The organism is Pseudarthrobacter sp. BRE9 (genome assembly GCF_031844305.1).
Lineage (GTDB): Bacteria > Actinomycetota > Actinomycetes > Actinomycetales > Micrococcaceae > Arthrobacter.
On sequence record NZ_JAUZUY010000003.1, the window covers coordinates 42,964 to 59,229 of the forward strand.

The 16,266-nt window shown below is 65.9% G+C and carries 17 protein-coding genes; 7 read left to right on the forward strand and 10 right to left on the reverse strand.

What is annotated here, in order from left to right; all coding sequences use genetic code 11:
* Positions 1–79 precede the first annotated feature (79 nt).
* Complete coding sequence (locus Q9R31_RS08275; protein WP_311262242.1) at positions 80–1,624, forward strand: carboxylesterase family protein; 1,545 nt, start codon at positions 80–82, stop codon at positions 1,622–1,624.
* On the opposite strand, the gene Q9R31_RS08280 is transcribed toward Q9R31_RS08275, so the two are convergent.
* The 3 genes from Q9R31_RS08280 to Q9R31_RS08290 all read right to left on the reverse strand — a co-directional run bounded on the left by Q9R31_RS08280 (position 1,602) and on the right by Q9R31_RS08290 (position 5,236).
* Positions 1,602–2,042: an SRPBCC family protein gene (locus Q9R31_RS08280; RefSeq protein ID WP_311262243.1), complete on the reverse strand. Its 441-nt coding sequence runs from the start codon at positions 2,040–2,042 to the stop codon at positions 1,602–1,604. The two genes, Q9R31_RS08275 and Q9R31_RS08280, sit on opposite strands and share 23 nt — an antisense overlap.
* Positions 2,043–2,151: 109 nt before the next feature.
* Complete coding sequence (locus tag Q9R31_RS08285) at positions 2,152–3,792, reverse strand: amidohydrolase (protein WP_311262244.1); 1,641 nt, start codon at positions 3,790–3,792, stop codon at positions 2,152–2,154.
* Positions 3,782–5,236: an APC family permease gene (locus tag Q9R31_RS08290; protein WP_311262245.1), complete on the reverse strand. Its 1,455-nt coding sequence runs from the start codon at positions 5,234–5,236 to the stop codon at positions 3,782–3,784. Before Q9R31_RS08290 ends, Q9R31_RS08285 begins: the two co-directional genes overlap by 11 nt.
* 155 nt (positions 5,237–5,391) lie before the next feature.
* On the opposite strand from Q9R31_RS08290, the gene Q9R31_RS08295 reads away from it, so the two are divergent.
* Complete coding sequence (locus Q9R31_RS08295; protein ID WP_311262246.1) at positions 5,392–6,000, forward strand: TetR/AcrR family transcriptional regulator; 609 nt, start codon at positions 5,392–5,394, stop codon at positions 5,998–6,000.
* Positions 6,001–6,012: 12 nt separating this feature from the next.
* Here Q9R31_RS08295 and Q9R31_RS08300 read toward each other — a convergent pair whose 3' ends face one another.
* The 3 genes from Q9R31_RS08300 to Q9R31_RS08310 all read right to left on the reverse strand — a co-directional run bounded on the left by Q9R31_RS08300 (position 6,013) and on the right by Q9R31_RS08310 (position 8,110).
* Positions 6,013–6,342, reverse strand: coding sequence for a hypothetical protein (locus tag Q9R31_RS08300; RefSeq protein WP_311262247.1), 330 nt, complete (start codon positions 6,340–6,342; stop codon positions 6,013–6,015).
* A 65-nt stretch (positions 6,343–6,407) separates the two neighbouring features.
* The gene (locus Q9R31_RS08305) at positions 6,408–7,181 is read right to left on the reverse strand and encodes an SDR family NAD(P)-dependent oxidoreductase (protein WP_311262248.1); all 774 of its coding nucleotides are present in this window, start codon (positions 7,179–7,181) and stop codon (positions 6,408–6,410) included.
* 104 nt (positions 7,182–7,285) lie between these two features.
* On the reverse strand, positions 7,286–8,110 hold the full coding sequence (locus Q9R31_RS08310; RefSeq protein WP_311262249.1) for a sugar phosphate isomerase/epimerase: 825 nt from the start codon (positions 8,108–8,110) through the stop codon (positions 7,286–7,288).
* Between the two features lie 187 nt (positions 8,111–8,297).
* Between Q9R31_RS08310 and Q9R31_RS08315 the strand changes: the two genes are divergently transcribed.
* From Q9R31_RS08315 to Q9R31_RS08335, 5 genes are all read left to right on the forward strand, one after another.
* Positions 8,298–9,635: an MFS transporter gene (locus Q9R31_RS08315; RefSeq protein WP_311262250.1), complete on the forward strand. Its 1,338-nt coding sequence runs from the start codon at positions 8,298–8,300 to the stop codon at positions 9,633–9,635.
* Positions 9,636–9,670: 35 nt separating this feature from the next.
* Positions 9,671–10,582: a transketolase gene (locus Q9R31_RS08320; protein ID WP_311262251.1), complete on the forward strand. Its 912-nt coding sequence runs from the start codon at positions 9,671–9,673 to the stop codon at positions 10,580–10,582.
* Positions 10,579–11,598: a transketolase C-terminal domain-containing protein gene (locus Q9R31_RS08325; protein WP_311262252.1), complete on the forward strand. Its 1,020-nt coding sequence runs from the start codon at positions 10,579–10,581 to the stop codon at positions 11,596–11,598. The genes Q9R31_RS08320 and Q9R31_RS08325 overlap by 4 nt, the downstream gene beginning before the upstream one ends.
* 117 nt (positions 11,599–11,715) lie before the next feature.
* Entirely contained in the window at positions 11,716–12,375 is a 660-nt protein-coding gene (locus Q9R31_RS08330) for a GntR family transcriptional regulator (RefSeq protein WP_311262253.1), read from the forward strand.
* A 96-nt stretch (positions 12,376–12,471) separates the two neighbouring features.
* A complete protein-coding gene (locus tag Q9R31_RS08335) occupies positions 12,472–12,921 on the forward strand; it encodes a DapH/DapD/GlmU-related protein (protein WP_311262254.1) in 450 nt (149 codons plus the stop codon).
* A 1-nt stretch (position 12,922) separates the two neighbouring features.
* Here Q9R31_RS08335 and Q9R31_RS08340 read toward each other — a convergent pair whose 3' ends face one another.
* Genes Q9R31_RS08340 through Q9R31_RS08355 form a run of 4 tightly spaced genes read right to left on the reverse strand, consistent with a single transcriptional unit; the run spans position 12,923 to position 16,258 of the window.
* The gene (locus Q9R31_RS08340) at positions 12,923–13,954 is read right to left on the reverse strand and encodes a nickel transporter (protein WP_311262255.1); all 1,032 of its coding nucleotides are present in this window, start codon (positions 13,952–13,954) and stop codon (positions 12,923–12,925) included.
* Entirely contained in the window at positions 13,954–14,910 is a 957-nt protein-coding gene (locus Q9R31_RS08345) for an urease accessory protein UreD (RefSeq protein WP_311262256.1), read from the reverse strand. Before Q9R31_RS08345 ends, Q9R31_RS08340 begins: the two co-directional genes overlap by 1 nt.
* The gene (gene ureG / locus Q9R31_RS08350; RefSeq protein WP_311262257.1) at positions 14,907–15,524 is read right to left on the reverse strand and encodes an urease accessory protein UreG; all 618 of its coding nucleotides are present in this window, start codon (positions 15,522–15,524) and stop codon (positions 14,907–14,909) included. Before ureG ends, Q9R31_RS08345 begins: the two co-directional genes overlap by 4 nt.
* Positions 15,525–15,547: 23 nt before the next feature.
* Complete coding sequence (locus Q9R31_RS08355) at positions 15,548–16,258, reverse strand: urease accessory protein UreF (protein ID WP_311262518.1); 711 nt, start codon at positions 16,256–16,258, stop codon at positions 15,548–15,550.
* Positions 16,259–16,266: the final 8 nt, after the last annotated feature.

Sequence of the window (16,266 nt, forward strand, 5' to 3'; positions counted from 1 at the left end):
TAAAAGCCACACGACTGTGGCCGCCCACTGCCGAACGGTGATGCCAGCCTACCCGCGCCCGTGTCGTAACCTGTCAACCATGACGTGCCTCCCCACCCCGGCCGGATCCGTCCGCGGCAGCTCCCTTGAGACTGACGGGACCACCATCCAGCGGTTCCTTGGCATCCCCTACGCTGCGCCGCCGTCGGGCGCAAACCGCTTCCGGCCGCCGGTACCGGTGTTGCCCTGGACTGGAGTGCTGGACTGCACCGCCCCTGGCCCGGCCGCGCCCCAGAACCCCGAATCCCACGCACCTCCCGGCTCTACGCCGCGCGCCTGGAGCGAAGAGGCCTGCCTCAACCTGAACATCTGGACCCCGGGAACAGATGGCCCGGCCAGGCCGGTGATGGTATGGATCCACGGCGGCGCCTACCTCATGGGGGCCAACAGTGATGCGATGTACGACGGCGCCCGGCTCGCCGCTGCGGCGGGCGCCGTGCTGGTGTCCGTCAATTACCGCCTGGGTGCGCTGGGTTTCCTGCACCTGGCGGACCTGTTGGGGCCCGGTTACGGGGACTCGTCCAACCTTGCACTGCTGGACCAGCTGGAAGCCCTGCGCTGGGTCCGCCGCAACATCGGCGCCTTCGGCGGTGACCCGCACAACGTCACCATTTTCGGCGAGTCCGCAGGCGCCGCAGCCATCGGCACCCTGCTGGGGATGCCGGCGTCGGAAGGACTCTTCCGCCGGGCCATTATGCAAAGCGGCACGGCCGAACGCTACCGCCGGCTGGAGGACTCGGCGGGGGTCACGGCCGCATTCCTTGAACTGTGCGGTTTGGACGGCTCCTCAGCAAGGGAACTGCTGACCCTCCCGGTGGAGCGGCTCCTGGAAGCCCAGGCCGCCCTGGAACAGCGTGTCGCGGCGGAGTCCTTCGCGGTTCCGCTGCCGTTCCAGCCCACGGTGGGCACGCCGTCGCTGCCGGTGCCACCGCTGGAAGCGGTCCGCAACGGGGTCAACCGCGGGGTTGACCTGCTGATCGGCACCAACCTGAACGAGGGGTCGTTCGCCGTCGAGATGCGCCCGGACTCCGCGGCGGACCCGGGCTACCCGGACCGCGCCGCCGCCGTGCTGTCCGGCGCCGGGGTTCCTCCTGATGCTGCCCCCGGCTACGCTGAGGCGCTCTCCGGGCTGTTGGGCAGGGAACCGGGAGGCAAGGAACTCCTGGAAGCGGCCATCGCTGATTCCCTCTACCGCCAGCCCAGCAACCGCCTGCTGGCCGCCCGCCAGGATGCTCCCGGCGGAAGGAACTTCGCCTACCTGTTCACCTGGCGCAGCCCGGCGATGGGCGGGAAGCTGGGAGCCTGCCACGCCCTGGACATCCCGTTCGTCTTCCGGCACCTGGACGCGCCGGAAGCGGCCTTCCTTACGCGGGGCAAGGCGCCCCAGTCCCTGAGCGATGCCATGAGCGGGGCTTGGGCGGCCTTCGCACAGGCGGGAACACCTGACATCAAGCACCTTGCCTGGCCAGAGTATGGCGGGCGGCGCAACACCATGGTGTTCGACGGCGAGTCCCGGCTGGAAGCCGACCCCCGCCGGGAGGTCCGGGAGTTCTTCGAAGCCGTCAGGCTGCTGCCAGCGAGTTAAGCGTGTCCCGGATCCCGTTGAGCGCCGGATCCCGGAGCGACATGAAGGCGGGTTTCAGGAGCGGCTGGATGATCTTGGCCGGCCCGTTGATGCTGAACTCGGCCGTGTACTTGACCACGGAGCCGGTCCCGTTGGGGCTGACATCGACGGAATCGAAGGCCGTCACGGTCTTGTTCTCGCCGCGCAGTTTGATGTGGTTGTCGGTCAGCTCGATGACCTCGTAGATGAGGGTCTGCCGCTTTCCCCGGAACTCGGACTCGGCATGGTATTTGTGCCCCACGGCCACCGGGCCCGGGGTGAGCTTGTCCATGACAGGGGTGTTGGGGTCCCACTTGCTGGTGTTCTCGAACTCACTCATGAAGGCAAACGCCTTCTCCGCGGACAGCTTGGTTTCCACACTTCCGGTGACTGTGATCATCACCCCAGTCTAGGAGTACGCCGGCGCCGCGCGGCAGCCATTTGCAGCCCTGTTTTCCCGGCGACCGCCCCCTGAAAACGGGGGTGGGCGCCGGGACTGGGGCGGTGCGTTAGCCGGCGACTCCAATGGCGAGATGCTGGAACCGGCCCTCCACGACAGTAGCCAGCACGCGCCCCGCCGCCAGGTCATCCGGGGCCGCAGACAAGGGATCAAGGTCGAAAACCGTGAAATCAGCACGTTTGCCAACAGTTATCGAACCCGCCGCAGCCCACTCTCCCGCAGCCCTGGCTGCGTGGGAGGTGTAGCCCTCCAGGGCCTGGCGCGCGGTGAGCGCCTGGGCAGGGCTGATCGGCTGTTCCTCCGGGCGGCCGGACCGCCGTCGAAGCTGCGCGTCGGCGAGGATTGGCAGGGGTTCGAAGGGGGCAACCGGCCAATCCGAGCCCAGCGCGAGCGTTACGCCTGCGGACCGGAGGTCCGCGGAACGCCATCCGTGGTCCGCCCGTTCTTTCCCCAGCCGGGTTGACCAGTTGTCGGTCTGGTCGGCCCGGGAGTAGTGGGTGCAGTGGCTGGGCTGCATGCTGGCGATCAGGCCGGACCTGGCGAACCTTTCGATGAGTTCGTCGGGGACTGTTTCGATGTGCTCGATCCTGTGCGGTGCCGGCGGAAGGTCCGCCGGGAGGTCCTCGAAGGCTGCCAGCACGGCCGCTACTCCGGCGTCACCGATGGCATGGGTCGCGGTGGGGATGCCCTGGCCTGCGAAGAACCTGATGGCCCGGTTGTACTCCTCCGGCCTGGGCCAGAAGGGGGCAACGGACTGGCCATGGCTGTCGGGCTCAAAAAGCCACGCTGTGCCGTTGTCCACGGTGCCGTCAACAAACAGCTTGATCCCGGCCACTTCCCACCGGGCGCCCCGCGCGGTGGCGACCTGCACGGCCAGCCGCTGCCACTCGGCCTCGTCGCTGCCCGGCATGCACCAGGGTGAAACCCGTACTCGCAGCGGAAGCCCCCGCCCGGTTCCGGCGAGGTCCTCTTCGAGCGCTGAGAGGAGTTCCAGGGTTCCTTCGCCGCAGTCCATGACATGGATGCCCGTCAGGCCCGCCCGGGAGAATGACTCAAAGAGTCCGCCCAGCCGCCGCTTCCGTTCCTGGAAGGTCTCCTGGGGCATGTGCTTCAGGACAAGGTCCAGGGCCGCCGCCTCGAGCAGGAGCCCGGTGGGCTTGTCCCTGCCGTCGCACACCACTTCTGCAGCCTGGTCGAAGTGCCGGGGCCCGGTGATTCCGGCGATTTCAAGCGCAGCGGTGTTGGCCAGGGCGGAATGGGCATCGAACAGCCGGATCAGGGCGGGCCGGCCGGACACGACGTCGTCGATCAGCTCCCGGTGCACCGGGAGCGATCCGAAAGCGTTGGGGTCCAGACCCCACCCGCGGACCCACTCCCCTGCGGGGGTTGCCTCCGCTTCTGCTCTTAGCAGCGCCCGGACGGCTGCCAGATCGGTGATGCCGGAGAGGTCGCAGCCGCGTGTCATGTCCAGGCCCATGACGGGGTGGACGTGGCAGTCCACCAGGCCGGGCGTGAGGACCGCATCGCCGAAATCGACCACTTCGGCCGGTCCCCAGGATTGCGCATCCTGCCGGGTTCCGATCGCGTGGATCCGTCCATTTCGGACGGCTACCGCCTGCGGGGCGGGGTTGCCGGGCTCCCCGTCCAGGGTGTGCACGGTGCCGGCAAGGATGATCAGGTCAGGATTCATGTGCTTCAAAGCTTCCAATCCGGTCGAAAGTGGCAGGACGACGGCGGCGCACCCACCGGGCGGCCAGCAGTCCTCCGGCGAACACCACAGGCGTGACCAGGATCAGGACGGTGTTGGTCACGGCGTCCGCGGCAGTGAGGAGTTCAATGTTCAGTGCGATGAGCAGGACGACGCCGAAGAGCAGGATGGCCGAGACAAGGCTGAGCGGCGCCATCAGTTTGTTGGCAGCAGCGGGGTTGCGGCGCAGGTAGAGGAACGCGGCCACGGACACCAGGCCCTGCAGACCCACGATTCCGAAGATCCCTGGAGTGTTAACCCAGATCAGGAGCTGCTGGTAGGGGTCCGCGTTGAGGATGGCACAGATGGTGATCACGACGGCGGCCAGCAGGGTCTGCAGCTGCCCGGCGCGGTGCGGCGACCGGAACCGGTAGTGCGTGCGGCCAAGGAATGCCGGCAGGACCCCGTCCTTCGCGAGCATGTAGACGTAGCGGTTGATGGCGTTGTGGAAGGCCAGTTGTGACGCGTACACGCTGGTCACGATCAGCAGGTACATGGCGGTTTCGGCCCACGGACCTACATACTGGGCGATGGTCTGGAAGAACATTCCGCCGGACAGTTCCCCGGCGGCTTCAACCACTTGGTCATCACCAAAGGCCTGGATGACGGCCCAGACGATGAATGCATAGAAGACCGACATGAACGCCACCGCGATATACATCGCCCGCGGGACGGATTTGTCCGGGTTGCGGGCTTCGGAGCGGTAAAGGACCGTGGACTCGAAGCCCATGAAGGCGGCGAAGCAGATGCCCAGGATCGCCAGGACGCCCGGCCCAAAGGCCTGTCCGGGGTTGAAGGACTCCAGGCTGATGCCGTGCGCGCCTCCGCTGCCGAGGATGCCCACCCCCATCACGGCGAGGATGCCGGTCTCGGCGACCAGGAGGACGCCGAGTACCTTGGCGCCGACGTCGATCCCCCGGTATCCCAGGAACCAGACGGCCACGACGGCGATGAGGGCTATGGCGGGCCAGGGAACCTCCAGCCCAAAGAGGACCTGCAGCATGTCGTGCGTCTGTACCGCGAAGAGCCCGTAGACGCCGATCTGGAGGCAGTTGTAGGAGACGATGGCGAGGATGGCGGACGCCAGCCCCACGGTCTTTCCCAGCGATATCGAAATATAGGTGTAGAAGCCGCCGGAGGCTTTGACGTGGCGTGTCATTGCCATGAATCCGATGGCGAAGAGGGTCAGCACGATGCCTGCCAGGAGGTAACCGGCCGGGGCGCCGATGCCCGCGACTCCGATCGCCACCGGGGCAACGCCCGCCATCACTGTCAGGGGTGCGGCCGCCGAGATCACCAGGAAGGCGATACCTCCGGTGCCAAGGGCATTGCGTTTGAGTGCGCCGTCTTCGGACGGCGTCTTTGGTCTGGTTTTGGTCTCAGGCACAGCTCGGTCCTTTCTTGGAGCCCACTTAAACGAAAGGCTTTCGTTTAGTATGGGACCAAGTGGTCCGGAGCACAATAGTTTTCTTGGGCAGGGGGAATTTATGTCGTGCAGCTAGGCTGGATCCCGATGTCCGAGAGCTGCAGTCAGGAGAACCGATGGGCCGCCCGCCCCTCCCGCTGATTTCCGTGGAGGCCCTTACGACGGCCGCGCTGGAACTGGTTGATGAGAGTGGGGATTTCAGCTTCCCCAAGCTGGCCAGGAAGATCGGCGTCAGTCAGTCCTCGATCTATAACCATGTAAGTGGGCGCGACGAGATCCTGGAGCTGCTAAGGCACCGGATCATCACGGAGGAGCCGTATCCCCCGGTAGAGCACCAGGACTGGGAAGCCGCCCTCCGTGTCCTCATCCGCGCCTATCGCGATGCCTTTGCCCGGCATCCGCGGCTGGCACCCCTCCTGGTGCTGCAGTCCATTACCGACCCCGAGGTCATTGCCCTTTATGAGGACCTGGCGCTCGCGCTGGAGGCTGCCGGATTCCGGGGCAGGGATGTGGTGTCGGCCATTTCGACGATCGACAGTTTCGCCTTGGGCGCGGCACTGGACCTCGCCGCCCCGGAGGTTGTCTGGGATCCGCCTGCCGAAGGCTATCCCACGCTGAAGCGTGCCGTCAGCCATGCCGGCCCGTCAACGGAACGCGGGAGCCATGCCTTCGAGTTCGGGCTGGACGTCATCATCGGAGGGTTGCGGGCCAAACTGGCCGGCTAGGCCCAAAACATTTCAGGCCTGATGGCGCCGCCCAGCGGACGGCGCCGGGACCTGCAGCTGGGCGGAAGCCATTTTGAAGCACAGCTTTCCGCCCAGCTCCTGCGGCCGAATCCATGCCTCATAGCCTTCGGCGGCGGCAAACAATGCCCTGCCGCCAGTCGCGTCGGCGGCGAGCCACAGCACCGCCGGCTCCCGCATGGCGTCATCCACGAACCCGGCCCGGACAACCTGGAAGTCCTTCCGGATCTCGACCGGAACCCCGATCAAGCGCGTCCAGTCGGGATAGGGGTACGGCTTCATGGTGAGCACCTGGCAGTCATTGGACAGGGTCGGACGCTCCACGGAGAAGGAATCGTGGGCGGCGAGGCGACAACGAGCAGTAGCCCCATCATTTGTGGCTGGGGCTGCTAGTGGATGTGGCTGCCGCCGTTGATGTCGATGGTGGTGCCGGTGAGGTAGGCGGAGTCCTCGGAAGACAGGAAGGTGATCACGGAGGCCACTTCCTCCGTGGTGGCGTTGCGGCCCAGCGGAATGCCGGCGTTGATGGCGGCCTCCTGCTCCTCGGTGCTGCCCACGCGAATGTTGGTGTCCACGGCGCCGGGGGTGATGGCGTTGACGGTGACACCCGTGGTGCCGAGCTCACGGGCCAGGGCCTTGGTGAAGCCCAGGATCGCTGCCTTGGCGGCGGAGTAGGGAACCTTGCCAAAGACGCCGCCGCCGCGCTGGGCAGACACGGAGGACATGTTCACGATGCGGCCCCAGCCGTTCTGGATCATGTTCGGCAGGAAAGCCTTGGTCACCAGGTAGGTGCCGGTGGCGTTGACGTCCATCACCTTGTGCCACAGCTCAAGGGTGGTTTCCAGGAACGGAACCGGTGACGTGATGCCGGCGATGTTGGCCAGGGCACCCACGGGCGGGAGGTTGCCGGCGGCCACCTCGGCGGCGACGGCGGCCTGGGCGGCGGTCACGGACGCTTCGTTGGCGACGTCGATCTCGTGGCCGAAGGCAGGAACGTTGAATTCGTTGCCGATTTCGGCCGCAACCTTGGCGGACTTCTCGCCGTCGAGGTCCAGGATGACGATGCCCCAGCCTTCACGGGCGTAGCGGCGGGCGGTGGTGATGCCGATTCCGCGTTCCGAGGTTGCTCCGGTGAGGACGGCGGTGCGGTGGATGGTGGTCATGGTGGTGCTCCTTGAATTGTTTGGGTGGATCGCTTGTTTGGTGGATCGACTGCTCCGTAACTGCCATGAGGGCCCATAACGGCAGTAACGGAGCAATGGATCGATCAGAGAAGGTCGGTGATCAAGCTTGCCGCTTTGGCCGCGGCGGCCGGGCGTTCGTCGTTGGTGATGTCCCGGGTCTCCAGCTCCAGCGAGAAGTGGCCGGTGTAGCCGTCGGCGGCGAGCCGCTTCAGGCCGCCGGCGAAGTCGGCGTCGCCGTTGCCGATGCTGAGGTTGATGTTGCCCGGCACGGCGTCGCGCAGGTGGACGTGGCTGATGCGGCCACGGTGCCGGTCCAGGTACGCCTGGATGTCCTCGCCGGACGCCACGATGTGGCTGAAGTCCATGACGATTCCGACGCCCGACCCCGTCAGCCGGTCAGCCAGCATCCCCGCACGCTCCAGGTTCCAGCAGAACCGCAGGAAGTGCAGTGATTCGGTCCAGAGTTCGACGCCGAACTCAGCAGCGCGCCGGCCGGCACCAACAAGCTGCGCGGCGATGAGGTCCAGGTCCTCCCCGATGCTCCGGACCGGGTTGTGGTCCAGGGCACCGCAGGGCAGGACCAGCGCCTTGGCGCCGGTGTTTGCCGTGAGGGTGAGCAGGGCGTCCAGGTGGCGCTGCCGGGCGGCTTCGCCCCCGGCGTCGAGGACTGCGTTGAGGTCCCCGATGTCGCCGTTCACGGACCGGACCCGGAGGCCCGAGGCGAGAACCTCCGCGGAGACGGCCTCAACAGCTGCTTCGGTCAGTTCGTAGGGAACGTGGTCGCACACCCCCGGCAGGGCACCCAGGTCGATCTCCTCGAAACCCAGCCCTTTCATGGTGCGCAGGGCGGTGCCCAGGTCCTGGTGCCGGAAGCTGATGGATGAGCACCCGAGTCTGGAATGGAACATCTTTGATCCTCTGGTTCGTGCCGGGCAGTAGTGATGGAGACCACAATAGCTGCGTCAACTGTCAACAGTCAACTCTCAAAGTCGACTGTTGACAGTAAAGATGATGTGGGTCACACTGGTTGCTATCAAGTTGTTAACAGTCGACAGCGGCGGACTTCCTCCAGCCGCTCTTCGAAAGGGAACCACCATGAGCAAAGATGCTCTGACCATGCGCGGTCCGGTCCACGGCACCAAGGACGCCAGGCGTGTTGCCATCGGATCCGGCGTGGGGGCCGTCATTGAGACCTATGACTTCATCGGCTTCGGCACCGCTGCCGCACTGTACTTCGGCACCGCATTCTTCCCGGGCAGCGACCCCGTCACCGGCACGCTTGCCTCCTTCGCCACCCTGGGCGTCGGCTTCGCGGCCCGTCCCCTGGGCGGCATCATCGGCGGCCACCTCGGCGACAAGGTGGGCCGCAAGCCCGTCCTGGTCGCCTCGCTGATCCTGATGGGCCTGGCCACCTTCGCCATCGGCCTGCTTCCCACCTACGCCGCGGTCGGGCTGCTGGCCCCCGCGCTGCTCGTCTTCGTCCGCATCGTCCAGGGCCTGGCTTTCGGCGCCGAATGGGGCGGTGCCATCCTGATGAGCTATGAGCACGCGCCCTGGAAAGCCAAGGGCAAGTACACCGGGATCGTGCAGGCCGGATTCCCCGTGGGCCTGCTGCTGGCCAACCTGACCTTCCTGTTCAGCGTCCAGCTCGGCAACGAACTTGCCTGGCGCATTCCGTTCCTGGCCAGCATCCTGCTGGTGATCGTGGGCCTCATCATCCGTTCCAAGGTCCCGGAGTCCCCCGTCTTCGACGAGGTCAAGGACAGCGGCGCCATCGTGAAGGCCCCCATCGTCGAGGTCATCAAGACGGACTGGCGCAACATCGTTAAGGGCATCGGCCTGCGCATCGCCGAAACCGCCGGCTATGCAGTGTCCATCACCTACATGATTTCCTACATCAACAGCCAGCACCTGGCGGACAAGAGCCAGACCCTGATCGCCCTCTGCATCGCCTCGGCCATCGGGATCTTCGCCACCCAGGCCTGGGCAGCCCTCACTGACCGCATTGGCCGCCGTCCCCTGTACGTCTGGTCCACAGCCTTTGCCGCCCTGTTCGCGATCCCGATGTTCCTGCTGGTCAACACCGGCCTGTTCATCGCCATCATCCTCACCATCGTGATCTCCTATGCGGTCTGCCAGAACTCCCTCGCCGGGGCCCAGGGCGCCTGGTTCCCCGAGCTCTTCCAGGCCAAGACCCGCGCCTCCGGTGCCAGCCTGGCCTACCAGATCTCCGCCATGGTGTCCGGTTTCACCCCGTTCATCACCACCCTGCTGTTCGTCAGCTTCGGCTGGATGGGCCCGGCGCTGCTCTTCGGCACCTACGCCCTGATCGGTCTCTGGGCCGCCATCGCCACCCGGGAAACCTGGGGTAAGCGGGAGCGCGAGCTGGCTGACGAAGCCACCAAAAGCACCCCCAACACCGTCAACGCCTGAATAACGTCACGCACCAAACGATCACGGAGCCAGTAATGCCTACAGATACCGTCCAGGACGCCGCCCCGCAGGGAGGAATACTGCAGACCGCAGTGACCCCGGAACGGGTGGACAAAATCAGCGCCGCCGCCTACCGGACCCGGCACCACGCCCTGAACATGGGCGAGGTGCAGGGCCAGGGATACGTGGGCCAGGCCCTGGGCGCCGCGGACATGCTCGCCACCGTCTACGGGGACCAGCTGAACTTCCGCGCCGAGGACCCGCACTGGGAGGACCGCGACCGGTTCCTCCTCTCCACCGGCCACTACGCCATCGGCCACTACGCCGCCCTGGCAGAGGCAGGGATCGTCCCGGTCGAGGAGCTGGAAACCTACGGCTCGGACGACTCGCGGCTGCCCATGTCCGGCATGTCCACCTACACCCCCGGCATGGAAATCTCCGGCGGTTCCCTGGGGCACGGCCTGACCATCGCCGTCGGCATGGCCCTGGGACTGCGCTACCAGGGCTCCAGTGCCCGGGTGTTCAACTTCCTCTCAGACGGTGAGCTGGACGAGGGCTCCACCTGGGAAGCCGCCATGGGCGCCCACCACCACCAGCTGGGCAACCTCACCGCGATGGTGGACATCAACGCCCTGCAGGCGGACGGCAAAACCGACACGGTGCTCCGCACCGAGCCCGTCACCGAAAAGTGGGAATCGTTCGGCTGGTACACCCAGCGGGTGGACGGGAACGACGTCGGCGCGCTGCTGGCAGCGTTCGACAACGCAGCTGCCCAGGCGGCCGCCGTCGGACGTCCCTCCGTGATCCTGTGCGACACCAAGGTGGGCCGCGGCGTCCCGCTGCTGGAAAACCGCGAAAAGGCGCACTTCATGCGCATCGAAGAACACGAATGGCAGATCTGCCGCGAGCAGCTCACCGCCGGTTATGAAGGAAAGGCTTCAGCATGAGCACCACCACCGAGGCTCCGGACACCACAACAGCGGCCAAGCCGAAGCTGAAGACGTCGGCCATGATCGCATCCTTCGCGGACCCGGATCAGAAGACGGCCTCCGCACCGTTCGGGCACGCCCTGGTCAAGGCCGCGCAGGAGAACGACAAGATCGTTGGCCTCACCGCGGACCTGGGCAAGTATACGGACATGCACATCTTCGCCAAGGCCTTCCCGGAGCGGTTCTTCCAGATGGGGATGGCCGAACAGCTGCTGTTCGGTGCCGCCGCCGGCCTGGCTGAGAGCGGGCTGGTTCCCTTCGCCTCCACCTACTCGGTGTTCGCAGCCCGCCGTGCCTATGACTTCCTGTGCCTGGACGCGGCCGAGCCTAACCTGAACGTGAACATCGTGGGCGGCCTGCCCGGCCTGACCACCGGATACGGCCCCAGCCACCAGGCCACCGAGGACATGGCGATCTTCCGCGGCATGCCCAACCTGACCATCGTGGACCCCTGCGACTCGGTGGACATCGAACAGGCAGTGCCCCAGCTCGCAGCGAGCGAGGGGCCCACCTACCTGCGCCTGCTGCGCGGCAACGTCCCCACAGTACTGGACGAGTACGACTACACGTTCGAGCTGGGCAAGGCCAAAGTCCTGCGCGGCGGCAACGACGTGGTGTTCATTTCCTCCGGCCTGATGACCATGCGCGCCCTGCAGGCAGCCAAGGCGCTGGAGGCACACAACGTGGACGTCGCCGTCGTCCACACCCCCACCATCAAGCCGTTCGACGCCGAGACGGTCCTCGCGGAGGTCAACACCGACCGCCTGGCCGTCACCCTGGAAAACCATTCCGTGGTGGGCGGGCTGTTCGAAACCGTTGCGTCCGCCGTCGTGACTGCCGGCCTGGGCAAGCGCGTGGTTCCCGTGGCGCTGCCGGACCAGTTCCTGGACGCCGGCGCGCTGCCTACCCTGCACGACCGCTACGGCCTGGCTGTGGACCGCATCGTCGCCAAAGTCCTCGCCGAACTGGGCTAGGGGAAACCAGAAATGCAGAAAGCACGGCACCGGTCCCGGCCGGCGCCGTGCTTTCTGCCGTAAGATCGAACCATTACCGACTGTAAACAGTCGACTTATGACATTGAGGACATAGCCATGGCCGGATTGACCGCCCCGCTGCTGGGACTGGAAAGGAAGAGCCTGCGTGAGCAGGCACTCGCCGCGCTGCGGACCGCCATCACCAGCGGCGAGCTCGAGCCGGGCCGGCACCTGGTGGAGACCGAACTGTCCGAGATGCTGCAGATCAGCCGCGGTACCCTTCGCGAAGCCCTCCGCCAGCTTGAGCAGGAGGGTCTTCTGTCCGCGGGGCCCCGCGGCCGGCTGTCGGTCCGGCACCTGGACGAAAAGGAAATCCGGGACATCTACGCCGTCCGCGCTGCCCTGGAGTCCCTCGCCGCCCGGACCCTGTGTGAATTGCCGGACCGGCAGCAGGTCACAGAATCCCTGCACAAGGCCATCGACGCCATGGACGCCGCAGCCAATGGCAGCCTCGAGGAACGGATCGAGTCCGACCTTGAGTTCCACCGCACCCTCTGCCGGCTCACCGGAAACGAAACGCTGCTGCACTCCTGGGAATCCCTGGAGGGCTCCATCCGGATGTCCATCATGTTCGCAGGCCTGGAGAAGGGTGTCAGCAACATGAGCGTGGACCGCCACAAGGACATCGTGGCAGCGGTCGACACGGGCGACGCCACCCTTGCACGCAAGACCATCCTGGAACACATGGACACCGCCGCCGCCAACCTGGTGGCGTAGCTTCCGCCCCTTCACCGGCCCTTTCGGGAATCTCAAAGCGCTCCCGCCCGTTAACCTACTGCGCGGTAAACAGCCGCGGCGTTAATGAGGGATGGTATGACCGCAAAGTTTGTGTCATTCGAGGACGACGCCGGGAAGGTCACCCGGTATGCCCGCCACGACAACGGCGGCGGACTCATCGCACCGGGAGCAACGGTGGCTGACAGCGCCAGGATCGGTGCCATGAGTTACGTGGAAAACGGCGCCAGGGTAGGTTCCGGCTGCCGGATTGGACACGGGAGCTGGATTGACCGGGACGCGACCATCGGTGACCGGACGGTGATCGGGGACGGCGTGCGCATCGGCCGGGGCACCGTGATCGGCCACCGGGTGCACATTGGCAGCCACTCGCGGATAGGTTCCAGCGTCCTGATCGAGCACGGCGTCCACCTGGATACCGACAGCACGGTGCCTGACGGCAGCGAGGTGCTCGCTGGCGCGCATTCGCGCCTCGCACCGGCAAGGCACCGGCAACACCGGAAGACCAAGGGCGGGATCGCGGCCTAGGTCAACCTGCCTTCCGATGCCTCAGGGCCGCCGCGGCCCACACCGCGAGCAGCAGTCCGACCATCAGCAGGCCGGCGTCACCCAGGTCGATGGATCCGAGCCACGCAGTGAGCGGGTCGTTGAGGGCAAAAGCGGCGTGGAAGAACCCGCCCAAAGTAATCACTGCGATGAAGAGCGCCGAGAGTGCGGATATGCCCGTGACCAACGCGTTGAAGCCGAGCTTCCGCTGAGGGTCGTCCAGGGCTGACCGGTACATCCGCATCATGGCCATCCCGTTCAACGAGTCGCACAATGTCATGGCGGCAGCGAAGGCAAATGGCAGCGCAAGCAGGGCGAAGGGCGGCACCCTGGCCAGCGATGCCGCCGTCGTCATCATCAGCAGCCCGATGGTGGTGGCGGTATCGAACCCCAGGCCGAACAGGAAGCCAATTACGAAGATATTCCGCGGCCGCCGTACCCCGGACAATGGCCCGGCGAGGAGCCGCGCCACCAGGCCCTGCGGCTCCAGGTCCCCGGGATCGACGGCGGCGCCGCGACGGGAGCGCCGATAGGCAGAAAGCGAACGCGTGAACGCAGAACCGTTGAACAGGCCCATGGCCAGCAGGAACAGCCCGGACACACCACCGCCGACCAGGCCCAGGACCACATTTCCGGCAGTACCCTCCTGCATCAGCCCGCCCACGAAGGATGCACCGGCAACCACCAGCACGCCTGCCAGGGTCACCACCGAGCTGTGGCCCAGGCTGAAGGCGAATCCAACGCTCACCGGCTCCTGGCGTTGTGCCACGAATTTGCGGGTGGAGTTGTCGATCGCGGCCAGATGGTCCCAGTCGTAGCTGTGCTTCACGCCTGCAAGGTAGGCGGTGAGGGCCAGTCCCAAGGTCAGCGGCCGGCTCCCTGCGGTGACGGTTCCGGAAAGAACAAGTACGACGGCGACGGCATGGAGTGCGGCCACGGCAGCGAACATCCACAACAGGCGGGTCCGGAGCGGCAGGGCGTCCCGCTCACGGTAGAGCGCGGCGACGTTCGTCATCAGTGCTTCCTCAGGTCCAGCGGCCCCTGCCCGTACCAGCGTTCGCGCAGCTGGTTCGTACAGGATCGAAGCAGCAGGTTCAGTTCATCCGTGCTGTTGGAAAGGCTCCGCAGCACCAGCCCGGTACTTCCGGACACGGTGCGGGTCAGGGAGATGCCGGTCAGTGCTTCGCGGCCGGCGGTCAGCGCGTGCAGTTCATCGGCGAGCGCCTGGTCCACCCGCCCGTCCACCACCACCAGCGAGCCCAGGTGGCTGTACCCCTCCATGAAGCCCAGCCCGGTGACGTCGTGGAGCGGCGGACGGATCAGCAGGTTGTCGAGCGCCAGCAGTTGGGTGTCCTGATCCGTTTCAACATGGATGTCGTTGCGCAACCGGACTTCCTCGTACCGGAAGGCGGCCCCGTCGGGCGACCAGCCGGGCGTCACCACTTCGGCCATGACGAGGCTCGACGACGGCCGGAGGGTCACGGAGGTCCGCTGCCGGTAGCTGGCCTCCCGGTAGGCGATGAGCTGGTCCGGCACGAGTTCCAGCCGCGCCCCCTCCCCCAGCCGCACAGTCATCCGCTGCTCAGCAAAAGACCCGGGAGTCCGATACACCTTCGTCGCAGACTGCGTGGTCAACAACAGAGAAGCAGCGTCCCCCACCTCCACATCCAGCACAAAGAGGTCAGCCCCAAGATAAGCCCCGCCAGGATTCACCACGACATAACAAACCTGTCCAGAGTTATCCAAATAGTGCGGCCGCAAAACCCGAAGAGCGCCCTCATGGAACTGGGTGGAAGCGATAGATCTACCGTCCCGCACCTTGATGCCCAACTCCAACCGCCCTCTCTCTGGGCGATCAGCGGTCGCGGATGAAGGGGGCCGCGGCGTGGCGGGCACCGCGGAGCGGGCACGGCCCCCTTCATCCGCGGGCGCCGCCCAAGGTGAGATGACAGCGGAACTGCTCTGGCTCATGGTGCGAGGTCGAGCATCAGGACGTCGCGTCGCACCCAATCGATGACCTTGTCCAGCCCTTCGTCCGTTTTGAGGTTGGTGAAGCAGAACGGCTTGTTGCCCCTGAATTCTTTTGAGTCCCGTTCCATCACGGTGAGGTCCGCCCCGACGTGGGGTGCGAGGTCGGTTTTGTTGATGATGAAGAGGTCGGACTTGATCATGCCCTGGCCGGCTTTACGGGGGATCTTTTCGCCTTGGGCCACGTCGATGATGTAAATGGAGAAGTCCACGAGCTCGGGGCTGAAGGTGGCGGAGAGGTTGTCGCCGCCCGATTCGACGAAGATGACCTGCAGGTCGGGGTGCCGTGCCTTGAGTTCCTCGATGGCGGCGGTGTTCATGGAGGTGTCTTCGCGGATGGCGGTGTGGGGGCAGCCGCCGGTTTCGACGCCGATGATCCGGTCCTCGGGGAGGATGCCGTTGGCGGCGAGGATTTTGGCGTCCTCGATGGTGTAGATGTCGTTGGTGATGGCGGCCATGGAGATGTCGCCGCTCATGTGCCGGGTGAGCCGCTCCACGAGCTGGGTTTTGCCGGCGCCGACGGGCCCGCCGATGCCGATCCTGATGGGTTCAGACATTAGTCCTCCTTTGAAAAACACACTTAGCTCATGAACATCCGGGCACGTTGGCGCTCGTGCCGCATTTGCGAAATTTCCAGGCCGGGACTGACGGCGCCAAAGTCGTCCGGGGTGAGGCGGGCGATGCTGTTGATGGCGGCAGCGACGTCGTCGTGAGCTTTCCGCAGCACCCGCTGCCCTGCGTTCTGGCCCAACGGGATGGCGCGGACGGCGTTCTGCGTCAGGGAGGTGGCGGTGGCGAAAAGGTAGGCGGCGAGCGCCTCCTGCTGCGGCACGCCCAGGGAGCGGGCGACGACGGCGAACGCCAGCGGCTGGTGCCCGGCGGCGCGGCCGGTGGTCACCAGGTCCCGGTATATTTCCAGCGCAGGCGAGGGAAATACCTCCGCCCCGATCTCCAGCAGCCGGGAGCCCATCTTAAAGCTGGCCTCCCGGACCTGCCGCGGCAAAAGCGAAGCAGACAGGAGGGCATCCAGCTCCCCAAGACCAACATCTTCATAAAGGAACCGGATGGCCAACCCATCAGAATAGGTCAGCGCCTGCGAGACGAACGCACCGAGCCACACTCCGAAAGACTCCTCATCAAAAACGAGCCCCCGGTCGAGATACGTCTCAAACCCAAGCGAGTGAGCAAAAGCCCCCGTAGGAAGCGCCGAGTCAACCAACTGCTGCAAAGCCAGCTGATAGCTGCCGACACTGGCGGTGGTGGGTGAAGGGGGCTGCGGCGTGGTGGGCACCGCGAAGC